We start from the raw sequence: 16,295 nt of genomic DNA on the forward strand, positions 1-16,295 counted from the left end.
CATGCGCCCTCGCGAACCGCAGCAGACCGCGCTCCCCTCCGACGGCGCGCGCGCGCGCGACGAGGTCGTGCTCGTCGGCGTCGTCGAGGAGGAGCGCTGGCGCAGCGCCGACGGCAGCTTCGCGGTGCTGCGCGTGAAGCGCGAGAGCGACGACGAGATCCTCTTCGTCGTCGGCGACGTCGGAGGGCTCGCGCCGGGCGAGGTCGCGCGCTTCCGAGGTCGCTACGAGGACCACGCGTCGTACGGCCGTCGCTTCCGCGCGGTCGCGTACACGCCGGTGATGCCGACGACGAAGAAGGGCCTCACGCGCTTCCTCGGCTCGGGGCTCGTGCCCGGCGTGGGCCCGGCGATCGCGAAGAAGCTCGTCGCGAAGTTCGGTGATCGCACGCTCGACGTGATCACGACCCAGAGCGCGCGCCTCCACGAGGAGATCCCGGGCATCGGGAAGAAGAAGGCGAGCGCGATCGCCGAGGCGGTGAAGGCGCGCCGCGCCGACGCGGAGGGCCTCGCGTTCTTGCACGGGCTCGGGCTCGGGCCCGCGATGGCGAAGAAGGTCCTCATGAAGTACGGGCCGCGCACCGCGCAGCAGCTTCGCGACGATCCCTACCGCGCGGCCGAGGAGATCCCGGGCATCGGGTTCGCGACCGCGGATCGCATCGGGCGCGAGGTCGGCATCGCGATCGACGATCCGCGCCGTGCGGCGGGCGCGGTGCTGCACGTCGTGGGGCGCGCGGCGGACCAAGGGCACGTCTACCTGCCCGACGAGGTGCTGCGCGCGCAGACGCGCGAGCTGAACGTGCCCGAGGATCTCGTCGCGCCTGCGATCGACGAGCTCGCGTCGCGCGGGATGCTCGTGCTCGACGAAGGCGACGTCTACGCGCCGCCGATGCACGAGGCCGAGGTCGAGGCCGCGCGCGCGCTCGCGCGGCTGGTTCGCGAGCGGAAGCCGCCGGCGAAGATGCCCGAGGCGCTCGCCGCGATCACCGATCTCGGGCTCGCGGAGCAGCAAGAAGAAGCCGTGCGTCGCTCGCTCACGAGCGGGCTCATGGTGCTCACCGGCGGGCCCGGCACCGGCAAGACGACGACGGTGAAGGCCATCGTGCGGGCGCACGAGCGCATCGGGCATCGCATCGTGCTGTGCGCGCCGACTGGTCGCGCCGCGAAGCGCATGAGCGAGGCCGCGGGGCGCGACGCGCGCACCATCCATCGCCTGCTCGAGTGGAACCCCGCGACCGGCTCGTTCCGTCTCTGCGCGGACGAGCCGATCAACGCGGATCTCGTGCTCGTCGACGAGGCGTCGATGCTCGACGTGCAGCTCGCCGCGAGCCTGCTCGACGCGGTGCCGCCCGAGAGCACGCTCGTGCTCGTCGGCGACGTCGATCAGCTGCCGCCCGTCGGCGCGGGCCAGGTGCTGCGCGAGCTCATCGCGAGCGAGGTGTGCCCGGTGGTGCGCCTCGATCGCGTGTTCCGCCAGGCCCAGGCGAGCGCGATCGTCCGCGGCGCGCACGAGATCCTCGCGGGTCGCGCGCCCACGCCGACGCCCACCGGACAGAAGGGCGCGGGCGATCTGTTCGTGGTGCGCGCCCAGGAGCCCGAGGCGATCCAGCAGCGGCTCGTCGACGTGCTGCGCCGCATCCCCGCCGCGTACGGGCTCGATCCCAAGCGCGACGTGCAGGTGCTGACCCCGATGCGCAAGGGACCGCTGGGCACCGAGAAGCTCAACGAGCTCCTGCAGACCGAGCTCAACCCGCCGCGCACCACCTCGTCGCTCGCGGGCGTCATGCGCGCCGGCGACAAGATCATGCAGCTGCGCAACGACTACGAGCGCGAGGTGTGGAACGGCGATCTCGGCTGGGTCACGAAGGTCGAGGACGGCGTGACGTACGTCGAGATCGACGGTCGCGCGGTGAGCTACACGCAGGACGACGTCGACTCGATCGCCCTCGCCTACGCGTCGACGGTGCACAAGGCGCAGGGCTCGGAGATCGCGGCGGTCGTGATCGTGCTGCACGCGTCCCATCACGTGCTGCTCTCGCGCCCGCTGCTCTACACCGCGCTCACGCGCGCGAAGAAGCTCGCCGTGATCGTCGGCGACCCGCGCGCCATCGCGCGCGCCGCCCGCACCGCGGAGATCGCGAAGACCTACTGCAAGCTCGGCGCGCGCCTGCGCGCATGGAAGACGGGGGCGTCGAGCACTCGCTCACGCGCCGCGAACGATCACGGCTCGTCGTAGGCGTCGACGCCGCAAGGTCAGCACCCAGTGCGTCCTCGCGATCACGCCGTCGCGGGCGAACGCCCTCAGCCGTCGATCACCGCGACCACGCCGTCGTGGAACGCGGGGCGGAAGCCTTTGATCTTCTCGTTCGCGCGGCTCGGGCACACGCGGTTCGTCAGCAGCACGATCACGAGATCGCGCGTCGGGTCGCAGTAGATGCTCGTCCCCGTGAACCCGAGGTGACCGAACGTCTCTGCGCTCATCCGCTTGCCGGCCGCGCTGTTCTCCGGGCTCTTGCCGTCCCAGCCGAGCCGGTGCGTCCCGCCCGGGCGCACCTGCAGCGCGCGCCCGACGATCTCCTGCGGCAGGAACTCCGCTTTGCCGTTGCGGCTGTCGAGGTACGCGCGACCGAACGTCGCCATCGCGCGCGCCGACGCGAACATGCCCGCGTGCCCCGCGACCCCGCCGAGTGCCGCGCAGTTCTCGTCGTGCACCTCGCCGCGCACCATCACGCCGCGCCAGTCGTCGCGCTCCGTCGCCGCGCATCGCCGCGCGAGGTCCGCGCGCCGGTCCGGCGCGAGCGCGCCCGCGTACATCATCTGATCCTCGGCGATGCCGAGCGGGCGCACGATCTCCTGCTTCAGCAGATCGTCGAGATCGCGACCCGCGGCGCGCGCGAGCATCTCGCCCGCGAGCATGTAGCCGAGGTCGCTGTACACCGCGCGACCGGGCGCGCCCTCGTCCGGACGGCGGCACGCCTCGGCGAGGATCCACCGCCGCGCCGCGCTCGTCCCGGGATCGTGCGGCACGTCGAGGTAGAGCCCGCCCCACGGCGCGAGGCCCGAGCGATGCGTCAGCAGCTGCTCGAGGGTCGCCGCGCCGCCCGGCGTGCCGCGCGCGTCGGGCATCAGCGCGTCCGCGCGCGTGTCGAACGAGATCGCCCCGCGCGCGACCAGGCGCAGCGCGATGCTGGAGACGATCGGCTTCGTCAGCGAAGCGAGATCGAAGGGCGTGTCGTCCGCGACGGGTTTGGCGCCTGGGCCACCTGTCGTGCCCGCGCTGGCCTCGGCCCACTCGAGCTCGCCGTCCCTCGACCGCCACGACAGGCACGCCGTCGCGCCTGGGAAGACGGTTCCGGTGACTCCCGCCGCCAACAGCCGACGGGCTTCGGCCCGGACTCGTTCTCGGCGCGAACCGCCTACTGCGCCTGCGTGACGCACCGCCCCTCCCTCACGCACCGATCGGGGTGCCGGCTCACGAGAATATGCGAGCCGCTCCCGATGGGAAATGAGAGATTTCGCTCCGTGGAAGATCGTCTCCCGTTCCTGACCCGTCTCGAGCGCCCGATCGCCGGAATCCTCAAGGATCGTCCACAGGATTTCCGGGTCGACGAGATCCCCGCCTACGAGCCCTCGGGCGCCGGAGAGCACCTCTACGTGCGCTTCGAGAAGACCAGCGTCGACACCCGCGACGCCGTGCGGCGCATCGCGGAGGCGCTCGGCTGCGACCCGCGCGACGCCGGTTTCGCGGGGCTCAAGGACCGCCACGCGATCACGACGCAGTGGGCGAGCTTCCATCGCGGCGACGCGAGCAAGCTCGAGGGCGTGGAGCTCGAGGGCGTGCGCGTGCTCGAAGCGAAGCTGCACGTGAACAAGCTGCGCACCGGGCACCTGCGCGGGAACCGCTTCCGCGTGCGGCTCCGCGACGCGCCGCGCGACGCCGAGCCCGACGCGCGCGCGGTGATCGCGGAGCTCGAGCGCCAGGGCGTGCCCAACTACTTCGGTGATCAGCGCTTCGGGCGCGATCGCGCGAACCTGCCGCGGGCGCGCGCGTGGCTCGTCGAGGGCGGCAAGCCGCCGCGCGACTCGTTCGAGCGGAAGCTCTTCGTGTCGGTGCTGCAGTCGGAGCTCTTCAACGCGATGTGCGCGGCGCGCGTCCAAGAGGGCACGCTCGGCGCGATCGTCGAGGGCGATCTCTGCCGCAAGGAGGAGACGGGCGGGCTCTTCGTCGCGAGCGATCTCGCGGTCGAGAGCGAGCGCGCCGCGCGCTTCGAGATCAGCGCGACGGGCCCGATGTTCGGCGCGAAGATGCGCTGGCCCGAAGGCGAGGCGAAGCGACGCGAGGAAGAGGCGCTCGCGGCGGCAGGGCTCGATCACGAGATGCTCGCGCGCTTCGCGAAGTACGGCGAAGGCACGCGCCGCCCCTACCGCATCCGGCTCGGCGCCCCGACCGTCGAGGTCGACGACGAAGGGCTCGTCCTCGCGTTCGATCTGCCGTCGGGCGGCTACGCGACGGTGGTGATCCGCGAGCTCACGCGCGAAGGCTGAGCCCGCCCGGATCGCTACGCGACGCCGTCGCGCGGTCGGGGGGTCCTCGGCGGCGGCTCGATCGGCTCGAGGTCGGGCCCGCTGCCCGCGAACGCGATCGGCTCGCGCGCGCTCGCCTCTCGATACGCGCCGCCCTCGCCGCCGCGCTCCCGCACCAGCACGGCGTCGCGCGTCGCGTCGGGCGAGAACCGCAGCAGATCGGGCGAGTGCTCGATCTCGACGGCGGGCACGATGACGAACCCCGGGATCTCGCCGCGCCGCACGCGCGCGAGCCACTGCTGCTGCGAGCGGATGCGCGCGTAGGAGCGCGCCGCGACCACGATCCCGGCCAGCATCGCCGCGACCGCGAGCACCGACGTGCCCTCCGAGACGATCTCGCGATGCAGCGCGAGCAGCACGATGATCCCCGCGCTCCACGCGCCGAGCGTCGCGCCGATCATCGACGTCGTGCACGCGGTCGGGCGGAGCGTCTCGCGCACCAACGCCACGCTCGGCACCGCCACCGCGATGCCGGCGGGCGCGCCGAGGAGCGCGCCGATCAACGGCCCGGCGAGGAACGCGAACGCCGCGTCGCCGGTCGATCGATCGGCGAGCGTCCGCGCCACCAGCCACACCACCGGCGCGGTGATCGCGCAGGCCGCCATCGTGCCGAGCGCCGCCCGCGTGGACGCGCTCTGCAACGTCTCGGCGCGCGACGCGTGGTGCACCGCGGCCGCGATCGCGCTCCCCGTGATCACCCAGCCGACGACGAGCGCTCCGTCGTCGACGATCCCGACCGCGAAGCACCCGGCGTGCAGCCCCGTGACGAGCGCGACCACCGCCGTCGTCGCGAGCCGTGCCTTCCGGATCATCGCGGTCGCGGAAGGCGGCACGGCCTCGGCTCAGCGCATCAAGAAGAACATCGCGACGGCGCCGACCAGACCGAGGAACACCATCGCGCCCACGCCGAGGCCGATCATCAGGCCCAGGTTGTTGCTGGGCGGCGCCGGCGTGGAGAGCGCGTCGTGCGATGGCGTGGGCGTCATCGGGATCGACGTCGGTGCGGGCGCCTGCGGCGCGACCGCGGGCTCCGGCGCGCCGTACGGCTTCGGCGCCGGCGGCGTCGCGCTCGCGAGCGCCTGCTCGAGCTGCGCGATCGGCGCGTGCGCCCACTGCTCGATCCCCGCGCGACCCGGCTGCACCGGCAGGCCGAACGCGCCGAGCGCCGCCGCCGCGAGCTCGACCGTGCTGCCGTAGCGAGCGCGCTTGTCCTTCGCGAGGCCCTTCTCGATCACGTCGTCGATCGCGCCCGGGAGCCCCGCCTTCTGCGTGCTCGCGGGCGCGGGCATCTCGTTGACGATCTTCATCAGGATCTGCGCGACGGCCTGGCCGTCGAACGCGATCTTGCCCGTGAGCATCTCGTAGAGGATCGCGGCGAGCGCGAAGACGTCGGTGCGCTGATCGACGTCCTGTTTCCCCATCGCCTGTTCGGGCGACATGTAATAGGGCGAGCCGAGCGTCGTCCCGAACGCGGTCAGCTTCGGCCCGGTCTCCATCTGCAGCTTCACCGAGCCGAAGTCGAGGATGCGAACGTCGTCGCCGCCCTCGCCCTCGCAGAGGAAGAGATTGTCCGGCTTGAGGTCGCGATGGATGACGCCGAACGAGTGCGCGTCCTCGAGGCCGAGCGCGACCTGACACATCACGCGCAGCGCGCGCGCGAGCGGCAGCGCACCGGCGCCGCGGAGCACGCCGCCGAGCTCGATGCCCTGCAGGTACTCCATCGTCATGAACCACGAGCGCACGCCGCCCGACGACCCAGGGGCGCCGGGGACCTCGGGCGCCTCGCCGAAGTCGATCACCCGCACGACGTGCTTTGAGTCGAGGTCCTTCGCGGTCTCGAACTCGCGCTTGAAGCGCTCGACCGCGACGCGATCCTTCGCGACGTCGTCGTGCAGCACCTTCACGGCGACGCGCTGCTTCGTCTGCGCGTGGCGCCCTTCGTACACGCGGCCCATCGCGCCGTCGGCGACGCGCGCGACCGCGACGTAGTCGCCGAAGCGCGTCCCGAGCCGGCGATCGGGCGTCTCTCCCGCGGGCTGCACCTGGATCGTGATCGACCCGTCGTTCCCGCAGAACGCGATCTGATCCGCGTATTCGGTCCCGCACTGCGGGCAGCGACGACTCACGGGGCCCGATGCTACCGGACCGATCTGGTGCGAGCAACGAAGACGAACGTTGCTCGCACCACCGGAACGGGAGATCAGCGCGAAGAAGAGGCAGCGCCGTCAGCGCGCCGACGCCGACGCCGACGCCGATGCCGAGATCGACACCGACACCTCGACCGACACCGACACGCTCGCCATCGAGTCCGCCACCGCGCCCGCCGCCGCCGTCGCGCACGCGACCGCGCCGATGCCGACCGTCGCCGCGGCGTTCGGAAGGTCCGGCGCGAGGCGCGCGATCTCCCGGCCCGAGCGCTGGAGGCGCTCGACGCGCGTGCGCAGCGCCAGGATCGCCGAGAGGCCCTCGCGCACCGCGTTCTGCACCGCGTCGACGCGCGGCTGCATCGCCGGATCGATGCCGCCCGACACGTTCATGCGCGTCTCGCCCGGATCACAGCGGGCGTGCGCCTCGACGCGCGCCTCGCACGACGCGCGGCAGCGCGCGCTGACCGACGCCGGGCGCACCTGACCGGTGCAGTACGGCTCCTCGTACTCGATCGAGCAGCCGCCGCGGCACTCGCCCTGACAGCTCGCCTGCGCGCGCGCCACGCACTGGCCCTGGCAGGTGCCCTCGCAGCGCCCCGCGCACGACCCGTCGGGCCCGGTCTGCGAGCACCGTCCGTCGCAGATGCCGTCGCAGGTGCCGGTGCACTCGCCTTGGACGTCGACCGCGCACGAGCCCGTGCACTGCGCGTTGCATCGCCCGCGGATCTCACCGCCCTCGCACTGGATCTCGATCGATCCCGGATCGACGCGGGCCTCGCACTCGGCCGCGCACGACGCGTACGCGTCCATCGAGACCTCGCAGTGCGGCGGGCGCGACTCGATCGTCACCTGCACTCGGCTCGCACCGCGGATCGCCTGCATCTCGGCGCGGAAGCGCTCGTTCACCGTCGTGCACACCGCGCGCACGCCCTCGGGCCCGTCGCCCGCGAGGTCCGCCTCCGCGACGCCGAGCGCGCGGCCCATCCGCTGACACGCCGCGAGCAGATCGTTCTGCACCGAGATCGCCGCGTCGCTGAAGTCGCCCGCGGCGATCAGGAACGCCTCGATCTTCTGCGCGGCGTTGTTGGTCCCGAAGTCGCCACGGCACTGTCCACCGACCGCGCCGCCCCCTCCGCCGCCCCCGCCGGCCGAGCCCCGTCGGCCGGGACGAAGCGCACCGCAGCCTGTCAGGAGCGTGGGGATCGCGAGCAGCGCGACGAGGGCGAGCAAGGGGCGATGGCTTCGCATCCGGGTCCTCCGTGCGCGACGAAGCGTCGCGCGCGGCGCGACTCTATCACCGAGATCGATCGCGCCGGAAACGGCACGAAACGCTCGCCGCGGAGTATCTTCTCGCCGATGGGACGGACGCTGCGCGACGGCTCGGGCGCGCTCCTCGTCGGAGTGGCGATGGCGGCGCTCTTCTTCGGCGTCGTGCAGCTGCGCGCGCACGACTACGTCGCGGCGGTGCTGCTCGTGATCGTCGCGCTCTCGGTGCTGCGCGCCGGCGTCGAGCTCCTGCGGCCCACGCTGGGGGAGTGACGTTTGCGTCGCGCGCGGAGCGTCGTCGTCGCGTGCCTCGTGTCGCTCGCGCTCGCGTGCGGCGGCGAGACCGCAGCGCCCGACGCGGGGGCTCGTCGCGCCGTCGCGCCGAGCGCGCGCGTGAGCGGCACCGTCGTGTCCACGGTCGACGGCGCGCCGATCACGCTCGAGGAGGTCGAGGAGGTCGCGCGCGAGACCGGGCTCGCGCCGCAGGACGCGCTGCGGCGGCTGCAGGAAGAGCGCGTGCTCGCCGCGCACGCCGAGGCGGCCGGGCTCGGCGACGACGACGAGGTGCAGGACGCGGTGCGGCGCGCGTCGGTGCAGGCGCTGCTCGAGGCGCGCGTCGAGGCGGAGATCACGCCCGCGTCGATCCCCGCCGAGCAGGTCGCGGCGCGGATGGAGGCGCAGCGCGCGCGGTGGGCGCGCCCCGAGCGGCGGCGGAGCACGCACGTGGTCGCGAGGCTCGCGCCCGACGCACCGCCCGAGGCCGACGCGGCGGCAGAGCGCTTCGCGCGGCGGGCGATCGAGCGGATGAGCGCAGCCGAGGACGCGCGCGCCGAGGCACACGTGATCGGCGAGGAGGATCACGCCGGGCGCACGTACGAGGTGCTCGTCGAGGATCTGCCGCCGGTCACGCGCGAGGGACAGCTGGTGCCCGAGTACCTCGACGCGCTGTTCTCGCGCGCCGAGCCCGGCGTGGTGGCGCAGCCGCTGCGGACGACCTTCGGATGGCACGCGATCGTGCTGACCGAGGTGATGCCGCCGTGGGAGGCGCCGCGCGACGAGGTCGTGTCCGCGATGCGCCAGGAGCTCGCGGTCGAGGCGCGCGCGGCGCGGCTCGAGGAGCTGGCGCGCGAGCTCGCGTCGCGCACGCCGGTGGAGCGCGACGAGGCGGCGATCGATCGTGCGATCACGATCGACCTCGAGGCGATGGAGCGCGGAGGCGCGAGCCCATGAGCCATCCGTCGAGCGTCCCGGTCGAGTCGCGTCGGGATCTCGACGAGAGCAGCTTCACGCCGATCCTCCGCAGCGTGCTGCACTCCGTCCCTGGCGTGCTCGCGGTGGTGTTCGTCGACGCCGAGGGTGAGTGCATCGACTACTGCTCGTCGCTTCCACCCTTCGACGCGAAGGTGATCGCGGCGCACATGCTCGTCGTCACGAGCGAGGTGCGCGAGACGACGAAGCGACGCGCCGGCGAGCCCTGGGCGATTCACGTGCAAGGCAGCGAGCGCGACATCGTCGTGCGGCGCGTGACGGACGAGTACCTGCTGGTCGTGGTGACGCTCTCGATGGGCATCCCGAGCTTGCTCACCGAGACGATCGAGCTCGCGGTGCGGAAGCTGCGCGTCGAGAGCGGCGAGGTCACGCCGCGCTGGGAGCCCGCGATCGACGCGCGGGTGCGCGTGGAGGTGCGCGTGGCGAAGGGCTGGCCGTACGCGCCGAGCGCGTTCTGGATGGGCACCGAGCGCACGAAGGTGGGCGACGTGCTGGGCCGGTGGATCGAAGACGACGACGGGGCGCGCCTGGTGTGCTTCATGGTGCGGAGCGAGAGCGGCCAAGAGCTGACCCTGGTGCACCACGTGGAAGAGGACCGCTGGGAGCGCAGGTGATTCGGTGCGAGCGCTGACCGCGACGCTTCGGTGTGCACGTTCGCGCAAGGGCGCGCTGGCGCGCGCTCGCGCTCACAGCTGGTTCGTTTGGGTCTCGGCCAGCGGGCCGCTCGTGGTGGGGTTGCTTCGCGGGTCGCGCGATCTCGAGTCCCCGCGGATCGTGCTCGGGAGCGTGATCTCGAGGACACGCTCGTCGCTTTCGAAAGCGTCATCTCGAGGACGATCTCGGTACTGACCGTGAGGCTTCGGTGTGCACGCTCGCGCAAGGGCGCGCTGGCGCGCGCTCGCGCTCGCAGCTGGTTCGTTTGGGTCTCGGCCAGCGGGCCGCTCGTGGTGGGGTTGCTTCGCGGTATGGCGATCTCGAGTCCCCGCGGATCGTGCTCGGGGGCGTGATCTCGAGAACACGCTCGTCGCTTGCGAGAGCGTCATCTCGAGATCGCGCTCGTCGCTTGCGAGAGCGTCATCTCGAGGACGATCTCGGTACTGACCGTGAGGCTTCGGTGTGCACGCTCGCGCAAGGGCGCGCTGGCGCGCGCTCGCGCTCGCAGCTGGTTCGTCTGGGTCTCGGCGAGCGGGCCGCTCGTGGTGGGGTTGCTTCGCGGTCGGCGCGATCTCGAGTCCCCGCAGATCTCGCACGGCCATGCCTTCGAGCGCGTGGGGACTCGAAGCGCTCACTCGATAGGGCCTCTCGATTCGCTGGCGCTCGAAGCTCCGATCGAGAAGCTTTCTCGATTGGGTGACCTCGAGCGTGTGATCGAGAGCTCCTATCGATGGATGATCCTCGAACCCGCCCGATCCGGACCCTTACGGTTTGCACCAACCTCCGGGGTGGTCGGATCCGGAACCCTTACCGTCCGACCAACCTCCGGGGTGGTCGGATCCGGAACCCTTACGGTCCGACCAACCTCCGGGGTGGTCGGGGCCGCACGCTTGCGGCCTCGACCATCACTCCGGGTGGTCGGCTGACGAATGGCGCCGACAATCCGTCCATGAAGCGCGCGCGCTCCGGACAGGATGTCCGAGGCGCCGACCGCGATCCGTTGCCCATCGAGCATCCCTGCGCTGGCATCGCTGGTGCTCCACCGTCCGGCGATGTCCAAGCGATCCAGCGACTGGGCCTGGATGACGGCGCCGGAGGGGGTCACGTGGCCGAGCCGCCCGCGCGGCGCCGACGATCGAGCCAGCTCGTTCGTGCTCTTCGCGGTGCTCGGCACGCTCGCGCTCGGCGCGGCATCGTTCGCGTGCGTGATGCTCTGGCCGCCGTACCACGGATGTGAGCTGGGACCCGCGCACGTCGCGAGGCGAGACGCGCAGCGCGTCCAGTCCGCGGCTGTCCTCTTTCTCTCCGGAGCGCCCGACGCTCGCTGCGCGGACATCGAGTCGCTCGTCGAGAGCGGGCTGCTCGACCCAGAGCTCGCGCTCGATCCCTGGGGCACGCGCTATCTCGTGACGTGCGACGGCTACGAGGTCCACGTCCGCTCCGCAGGGCGCGACACGAAGGCCGGGACCGACGACGACGTCGACGGGTGGTGAAGTGCCCGCCCCTCGGGCCCCTCGTTCGAGCCGAGCGCTCAGTTCGGCAGCGTCCGCGTCCGCTCGGCGCGCTGACGCACCGCGCGCAGCGTCGTCTTCGGCGTCGCGTCGCGCGGGATCGACGCGAAGAGCTGCACGTCGCGCCAGCCGAGCGCGCCCTGCACCTCGGGGACTCCGCGCGCGAGATCGTCGAGCAGTCCGGTCCCCATCCGCTCGCGCAAGCGGTCGTGCCACGTCGCCGCGCGCGCGATCGCGGTGACGATCAGCGCGATCACCAGCACCGCCGACACGATCGGTGCCGCCGCGCCGAACGCGCCCGACGCGAGGCCCGCGATCGGCGCGAAGAGCATCGCCGCGAGCACCGTGACTGCGATCGCCTGCAGCCTTCGCGCGCGCCGCACGCGGAAGTAGACGTCGCATGCATCGCAGTGCGTCGCCTGCACGTCGACCTTCCCTCCCGGCACGCGCACCCGCACCAGGAACGCATTGCGCTCGCCGGGCGCGCCGCAGATGTCGCACCGCACCGAGCCACCGGGCGCATCGAAGCCGTCGTGCTCCTGGAGCATCACCACGTCACGCACCCAGGCTCAGCTCGAGCGCGACCCGACCGCGTCGTGACGCGACACGCGTCTCCGCGATCCCATGCAGCGAGCTCCAAGAGGTCACGACGGAGCGCGTAGCACGGACCGCACGCCCAGCCCGACCGCGGCCGGAGATCACCGCCTCCAGCACAATCCGCAGGGACTCGAGATCCGCTCACCGCGAAGCAACCCCACCACGAGCGGCCCGCGCGACGAGACTCAAACGAAACAGCGGTGAGCGCGAGCGCGCGCCAGCGCGCCCTTGCGCGAACGTGCACACCGAAGCCTCACGGTCAGTACCCAGCTCGTTCTCGAGATCACGCGCGCGCAAGCGACGAGCGCGTCCTCGAGATCCACTGCGAGCCGACGCGCGCGTTCTCGAGGCCACCGCCCCGAGCACGATCCGCGGGGACTCGAGATCCGCTCACCGCAACGCAACCCCACCACGAGCGGCTCGCGCGCCAGCGCGCCCTTGCGCGAACGTGCACACCGAAGCCGCACGGTCAGCAAGTCACGAGATGCCGAAGTGCTTCAGCTTCTTGTGCAGGCCTTCGCGCGTGATGCCGAGGGTCTTCGCGGTCTGGCTCTTGTTGTTGCCGTGCTCTTTGAGCGCTTCGAGCAGGATCCACTTCTCGACCTGCTCGACCATCTCCTTCAGCGTGCCCTTCGTCGGGTGCACGCGGTCGAGGATGTTCTCGACCTGGCGGATCTTCGGCGAGAGGTGCTCGGGCTGCACGAACGCTTCGTCGTCCACCTGGATCACGAGGCGCTGCACCTCGTTCTCGAGCTCGCGCACGTTGCCCGGCCACTTGTAGGCCTGGAGCATCTCCATCGCCTGCTGCGAGAAGCCGCTGATGCTGCGGCCGAACTCTTGGCAGTACTTGCGGAGGAAGTGCGCGCTGATCAGCGGGATGTCCTCGTGGCGCTCGCGCAGCGGCGGCACGCGGATCGGGAACACCTTCAGTCGATAGAAGAGGTCCTCGCGGAAGCGGCCCTCCGCGACCTCTTTCTCGAGATCGCGGTTCGTCGCCGCGACGATGCGCGTGTCGACCTTGATCGTCTTCGCCGCGCCGACCGGCCGGATCTCGCCCTCCTGCAGCGCGCGCAGGAGCTTCGCCTGCAGGTTGAGCGGCATCTCGCCGACCTCGTCGAGGAAGAGCGTGCCGCCGTCGGCGAGCTCGAAGAGGCCCTTCTTGTCGTCGGTCGCGCCGGTGAAGGAGCCCTTCTTGTGCCCGAAGAGCTCGCTCTCGAGCAGGTTCTCGGGCATCGCCGCGCAGTTCTGCGCGACGAAGAGGCGCTCGCGGCGATCGCTCCAGTAGTGCACCGCGCTCGCGATGAGCTCCTTGCCGGTGCCGGTCTCGCCCTCGATCAGCACGGTGACGCGCGTGTTGACGACCTTGCGCAGCTGCTCGAAGAGGCGACGCATCGAGCCCGCCTCGCCGATGATCGCGCCCTCGCGCCGGCTCTGCTCGCGCTTCTTGAGGTAGAGGTTCTCCTTGCGCTCTTTCTCTTCGGCGATCTGCAGGCGCTGGTACACGCGCGCGTGGCGGAACGCCTGGCTCGCGCTCTGCGCGAGGAGCGCGAGCACGTCGAGATCGCGCTCGCGGAAGATGCCCGCCTGATCGCGGTTGTCGACCTGCAGCACGCCGATGATGTCGTCGCCCGCCCAGAGCGGGACGCCGATCGTCGACTGGATCTGCGCGCCCATGATCGACGCCGTCTCGCCGACGTCGCGGCGCGCGTCCGCCGCGAGCACCGCGGCGCGCTCGGCGACGACCTTGCGGAACACGCTGCGCGTGATCGGCACCGCGTCGCGCCCTGCCCCGCCGCGCACCTTCGTGCCGATCGGGACGTAACGTCCGGCGCCGCGGCGCGTGCCCGGGTCGTCCTCTTCGCGGAGCGCCACGGTCACGTGCGTCGCGCGCGGAAGGAACCGGAACACCTGCTGCGCGACCACGTCGAGCAGCCCGCCGAGCTCGAGCGTCGCGCCGATCTCCTTCTGCGCGACGTAGAGCGTCTTCAGCACCTCGGAGTCGGCGCCGATGTCCTTCTCGACCTCGCCGAGCTCCGCGACCTTGCGCACCGAGACGATGCGCGCGTCATCGGGATCCTCGTCGATCGTGACGAGCACCTTCACCGGGCGCTCGTCGTCGCCGAGCAAGAGCACGTCGCCGCTCGCCAGCGCTGACTCGCGGCCCTCGACCGCCGCGAGATCGAGCCTCTCCTCGCCGCGGAGGATGCGGGTGCCGTTCGTGCTCTGGAGATCGCGCACCACCCAGCGATCGCCCGCGAGCAGGAGCTGCGCGTGCTCGCCGGAGACGTGCCAGTCGGGCAGGACGAGCTCGTTCTCTTCGGCGCGACCGATGCGCACCAGGTCGGCGCGCGTCTCGAGCGCGCGTCCCTTGTCCTGACCGTCGACGACCTCGAGATGGATCACGTGATGAACCCGTCGGGAGCATCACCGCCCCGCGGCCGGCGACGCAAGTAGGCGTCCGGAGGCGGGGCGGCCTGGAAAATGAGGAGGACCGCGCCGGTTCGACGCGGGACCCCCTCGATAGCATCACCGCGACGTGCGTGCCTGGAGCCTGGCCTGGATCGCGCGGGCGAGCGACTCGGTGTGCGACCAGATCGCGCGGCCCTGCTCCTGCTGCGCGAGCTCGTCGATGCGCGCGATCGCCTCGGGGCTGCCGTTGCTCGCCGCGTAGTCGAGCGCGTAGAGCACCTCGCCGCGCACCTCTTCGTCGGCGTGGCCGAGCTGGCCGACGAGCGCGTTGATCGCCTCGGGGTTCCCGCGGCCGTAACGCGCGACCATGTACGCCGCCTTGCGCGCGACGAGCGCGTTGCTGTCGCCGAGCTTGCGGATCCAGCACGCGAGCTCCGCGTTGCACTCGGTCGTCGACGCGAGGATCGGATCGAAGTCCGCCCACGCGTCGCGGGTGATGCCCTCGGGCTCCGCGCCCTGGAGCTGGCGCAGCGCCGCGACCTCGTCGCCGTTCGCGAGGAACGCGTACGCGCGGTACGCGAGGATGCGCTGATCCGGGATCTCGTCCTCGGCGCTGCGCGGGCGACCCGCCTTCTGCAGGAAGAACGGCAGCAGGCCGGGATCCATGAAGTGCTGCATGCCGACCAGCAGCTGCATCTGGCTCGGCAGCTCGACGCGGTTGTACGCGGCGAGCAGCGCCTCGCGGATCTTCTGGGTGTCCGCCTCGTCGCGGTTGATCGAGACGAGCGCGATTGCGGCGCCCATCACGCGGCCCGCGTCCTGCGGGCTGAGCTCGCCGGTCGCGCCGACGCGGGTCTCCGCGATCAGCGGATCGATCGACTCGCGGAAGCCGAGCTGGCCGAGCGCGAACGCCGCCTCGTTCGAGACGATCGACTGCTGCGACATCTGGCCCGCCGCGTTCGCGTCGCGCTGCCGGACCGCCGCGATGTACTGCGCCGCGATCTGGTTCGCCTCGGCGTTCTCACCGCGGAGCGTCGCGAGCAGCGGCTCGAGCGCGGGCCGACCGATGCGCACGAGCGCCTGGCCCGCGACGTCGTTCATGCGCATGCCCGGGTTGTTCGGCGCGAACAGATAGAGCGCCTGGATCAACGACGGCACCGACTCCGGATCCGCGATGCGGCCCATCTGCTCGGCGGCGAGGCGGTTGATCAGGAAGTCCTGGGTCTCGCTCTGCGTGAGCAGCACGCGCGTGAGCGCGGGCGTCGCGCGGCGATCGCCGATCGTGCCGAGCGCGCGGATGAACTCGATGCGCATCCGGTTGTCGACGCCGCGGTTCTGGCGCACCTGCTCGAGGGCGCGCGAGATCGCCGCGACGACCTCGCCCTTCTGCGCGTCGTCGAGCTCGATCTGCTGCAGCACGCGCGCCGAGCGGATCGCGTGCTCCTCGGTGACCTCGGGGCGCCAGTCGAGCGCCTTCGTCAGCGCGGGCAGCGAGCGCGGATCGCGCATCTCGACGAGCAGATCGAGGATGCGCAGACCGTTCTGCATGTCCTCGGGGTGCTCGACGTAGGTCGACGTGAGCTGCTGGATCGACGCGTCCGCGACGGCGCGCGGCCCCGCGGCGCTGCGATCTCCATCCGCGCGCGAGAGCGCGTCGGTGTAGAGGCGATGCAGGTTCGCGATCGCGTTCTCGCGTCGCACCGCATCGGAGAGCTCACCCGCTTGACCGGCGGGATCGTTGGCGTCGGCGTGACAGCCGATCGCGAGCGCGAGCAGTGTGGCGATCGCGCACGCAGCGATCAGGCGATACTGCGTGAGCGCGAATTGATGCCTCTTCATGGCGTCCTCCCGGCGTACGAAG

The 16,295-nt window shown here is 71.8% G+C and carries 13 protein-coding genes; 6 read left to right on the forward strand and 7 right to left on the reverse strand.

Annotated elements, in window-relative coordinates; translation table 11 throughout:
- Position 1 precedes the first annotated feature (1 nt).
- Positions 2-2,233, forward strand: coding sequence for an SF1B family DNA helicase RecD2 (gene recD2 / locus DB32_RS24640; protein WP_169791541.1), 2,232 nt, complete (start codon positions 2-4; stop codon positions 2,231-2,233).
- Between the two features lie 65 nt (positions 2,234-2,298).
- Here recD2 and DB32_RS24645 read toward each other — a convergent pair whose 3' ends face one another.
- Positions 2,299-3,369 carry a serine hydrolase domain-containing protein gene (locus tag DB32_RS24645; protein WP_053235091.1) on the reverse strand — a complete coding sequence of 357 codons (1,071 nt, stop codon included), beginning with the start codon at positions 3,367-3,369 and terminating at the stop codon, positions 2,299-2,301.
- A gap of 150 nt (positions 3,370-3,519) precedes the next feature.
- On the opposite strand from DB32_RS24645, the gene truD reads away from it, so the two are divergent.
- Complete coding sequence (truD, locus tag DB32_RS24650; protein ID WP_240481246.1) at positions 3,520-4,542, forward strand: tRNA pseudouridine(13) synthase TruD; 1,023 nt, start codon at positions 3,520-3,522, stop codon at positions 4,540-4,542.
- Between the two features lie 14 nt (positions 4,543-4,556).
- Here the strand turns inward: truD and DB32_RS24655 are convergent, their stop codons facing one another.
- The 3 genes from DB32_RS24655 to DB32_RS24665 all read right to left on the reverse strand — a co-directional run bounded on the left by DB32_RS24655 (position 4,557) and on the right by DB32_RS24665 (position 7,976).
- A complete protein-coding gene (locus DB32_RS24655) occupies positions 4,557-5,393 on the reverse strand; it encodes a hypothetical protein (RefSeq protein ID WP_157069357.1) in 837 nt (278 codons plus the stop codon).
- A 30-nt stretch (positions 5,394-5,423) separates the two neighbouring features.
- The gene (locus tag DB32_RS24660) at positions 5,424-6,707 is read right to left on the reverse strand and encodes a serine/threonine-protein kinase (protein ID WP_053235093.1); all 1,284 of its coding nucleotides are present in this window, start codon (positions 6,705-6,707) and stop codon (positions 5,424-5,426) included.
- A 99-nt stretch (positions 6,708-6,806) separates the two neighbouring features.
- Positions 6,807-7,976, reverse strand: coding sequence for a hypothetical protein (locus DB32_RS24665; RefSeq protein WP_157069358.1), 1,170 nt, complete (start codon positions 7,974-7,976; stop codon positions 6,807-6,809).
- 108 nt (positions 7,977-8,084) lie between these two features.
- Between DB32_RS24665 and DB32_RS47050 the strand changes: the two genes are divergently transcribed.
- The 4 genes from DB32_RS47050 to DB32_RS24685 all read left to right on the forward strand — a co-directional run bounded on the left by DB32_RS47050 (position 8,085) and on the right by DB32_RS24685 (position 11,410).
- Positions 8,085-8,267 (forward strand): hypothetical protein, encoded by a 183-nt coding sequence (locus DB32_RS47050; protein ID WP_157069359.1) that lies wholly within the window; start codon positions 8,085-8,087, stop codon positions 8,265-8,267.
- Between the two features lie 3 nt (positions 8,268-8,270).
- Positions 8,271-9,224, forward strand: a complete 954-nt coding sequence (locus tag DB32_RS24675) for a peptidylprolyl isomerase (RefSeq protein WP_053235096.1) — start codon at positions 8,271-8,273, stop codon at positions 9,222-9,224.
- Positions 9,221-9,877: a roadblock/LC7 domain-containing protein gene (locus DB32_RS24680; RefSeq protein WP_053235097.1), complete on the forward strand. Its 657-nt coding sequence runs from the start codon at positions 9,221-9,223 to the stop codon at positions 9,875-9,877. The genes DB32_RS24675 and DB32_RS24680 overlap by 4 nt, the downstream gene beginning before the upstream one ends.
- 1,092 nt (positions 9,878-10,969) lie before the next feature.
- Positions 10,970-11,410, forward strand: a complete 441-nt coding sequence (locus DB32_RS24685) for a hypothetical protein (protein ID WP_157069360.1) — start codon at positions 10,970-10,972, stop codon at positions 11,408-11,410.
- Between the two features lie 38 nt (positions 11,411-11,448).
- Here DB32_RS24685 and DB32_RS24690 read toward each other — a convergent pair whose 3' ends face one another.
- The 3 genes from DB32_RS24690 to DB32_RS24700 form a co-directional block, all read right to left on the reverse strand.
- Positions 11,449-11,991: a hypothetical protein gene (locus DB32_RS24690; protein WP_157069361.1), complete on the reverse strand. Its 543-nt coding sequence runs from the start codon at positions 11,989-11,991 to the stop codon at positions 11,449-11,451.
- Positions 11,992-12,502: 511 nt separating this feature from the next.
- Positions 12,503-14,428, reverse strand: coding sequence for a sigma-54-dependent Fis family transcriptional regulator (locus tag DB32_RS24695; protein ID WP_053235100.1), 1,926 nt, complete (start codon positions 14,426-14,428; stop codon positions 12,503-12,505).
- 123 nt (positions 14,429-14,551) lie between these two features.
- The gene (locus DB32_RS24700; protein WP_053235101.1) at positions 14,552-16,273 is read right to left on the reverse strand and encodes a HEAT repeat domain-containing protein; all 1,722 of its coding nucleotides are present in this window, start codon (positions 16,271-16,273) and stop codon (positions 14,552-14,554) included.
- Positions 16,274-16,295: the final 22 nt, after the last annotated feature.

It is taken from the genome of Sandaracinus amylolyticus, from assembly GCF_000737325.1.
Classification (GTDB): domain Bacteria; phylum Myxococcota_A; class Polyangia; order Polyangiales; family Sandaracinaceae; genus Sandaracinus; species Sandaracinus amylolyticus.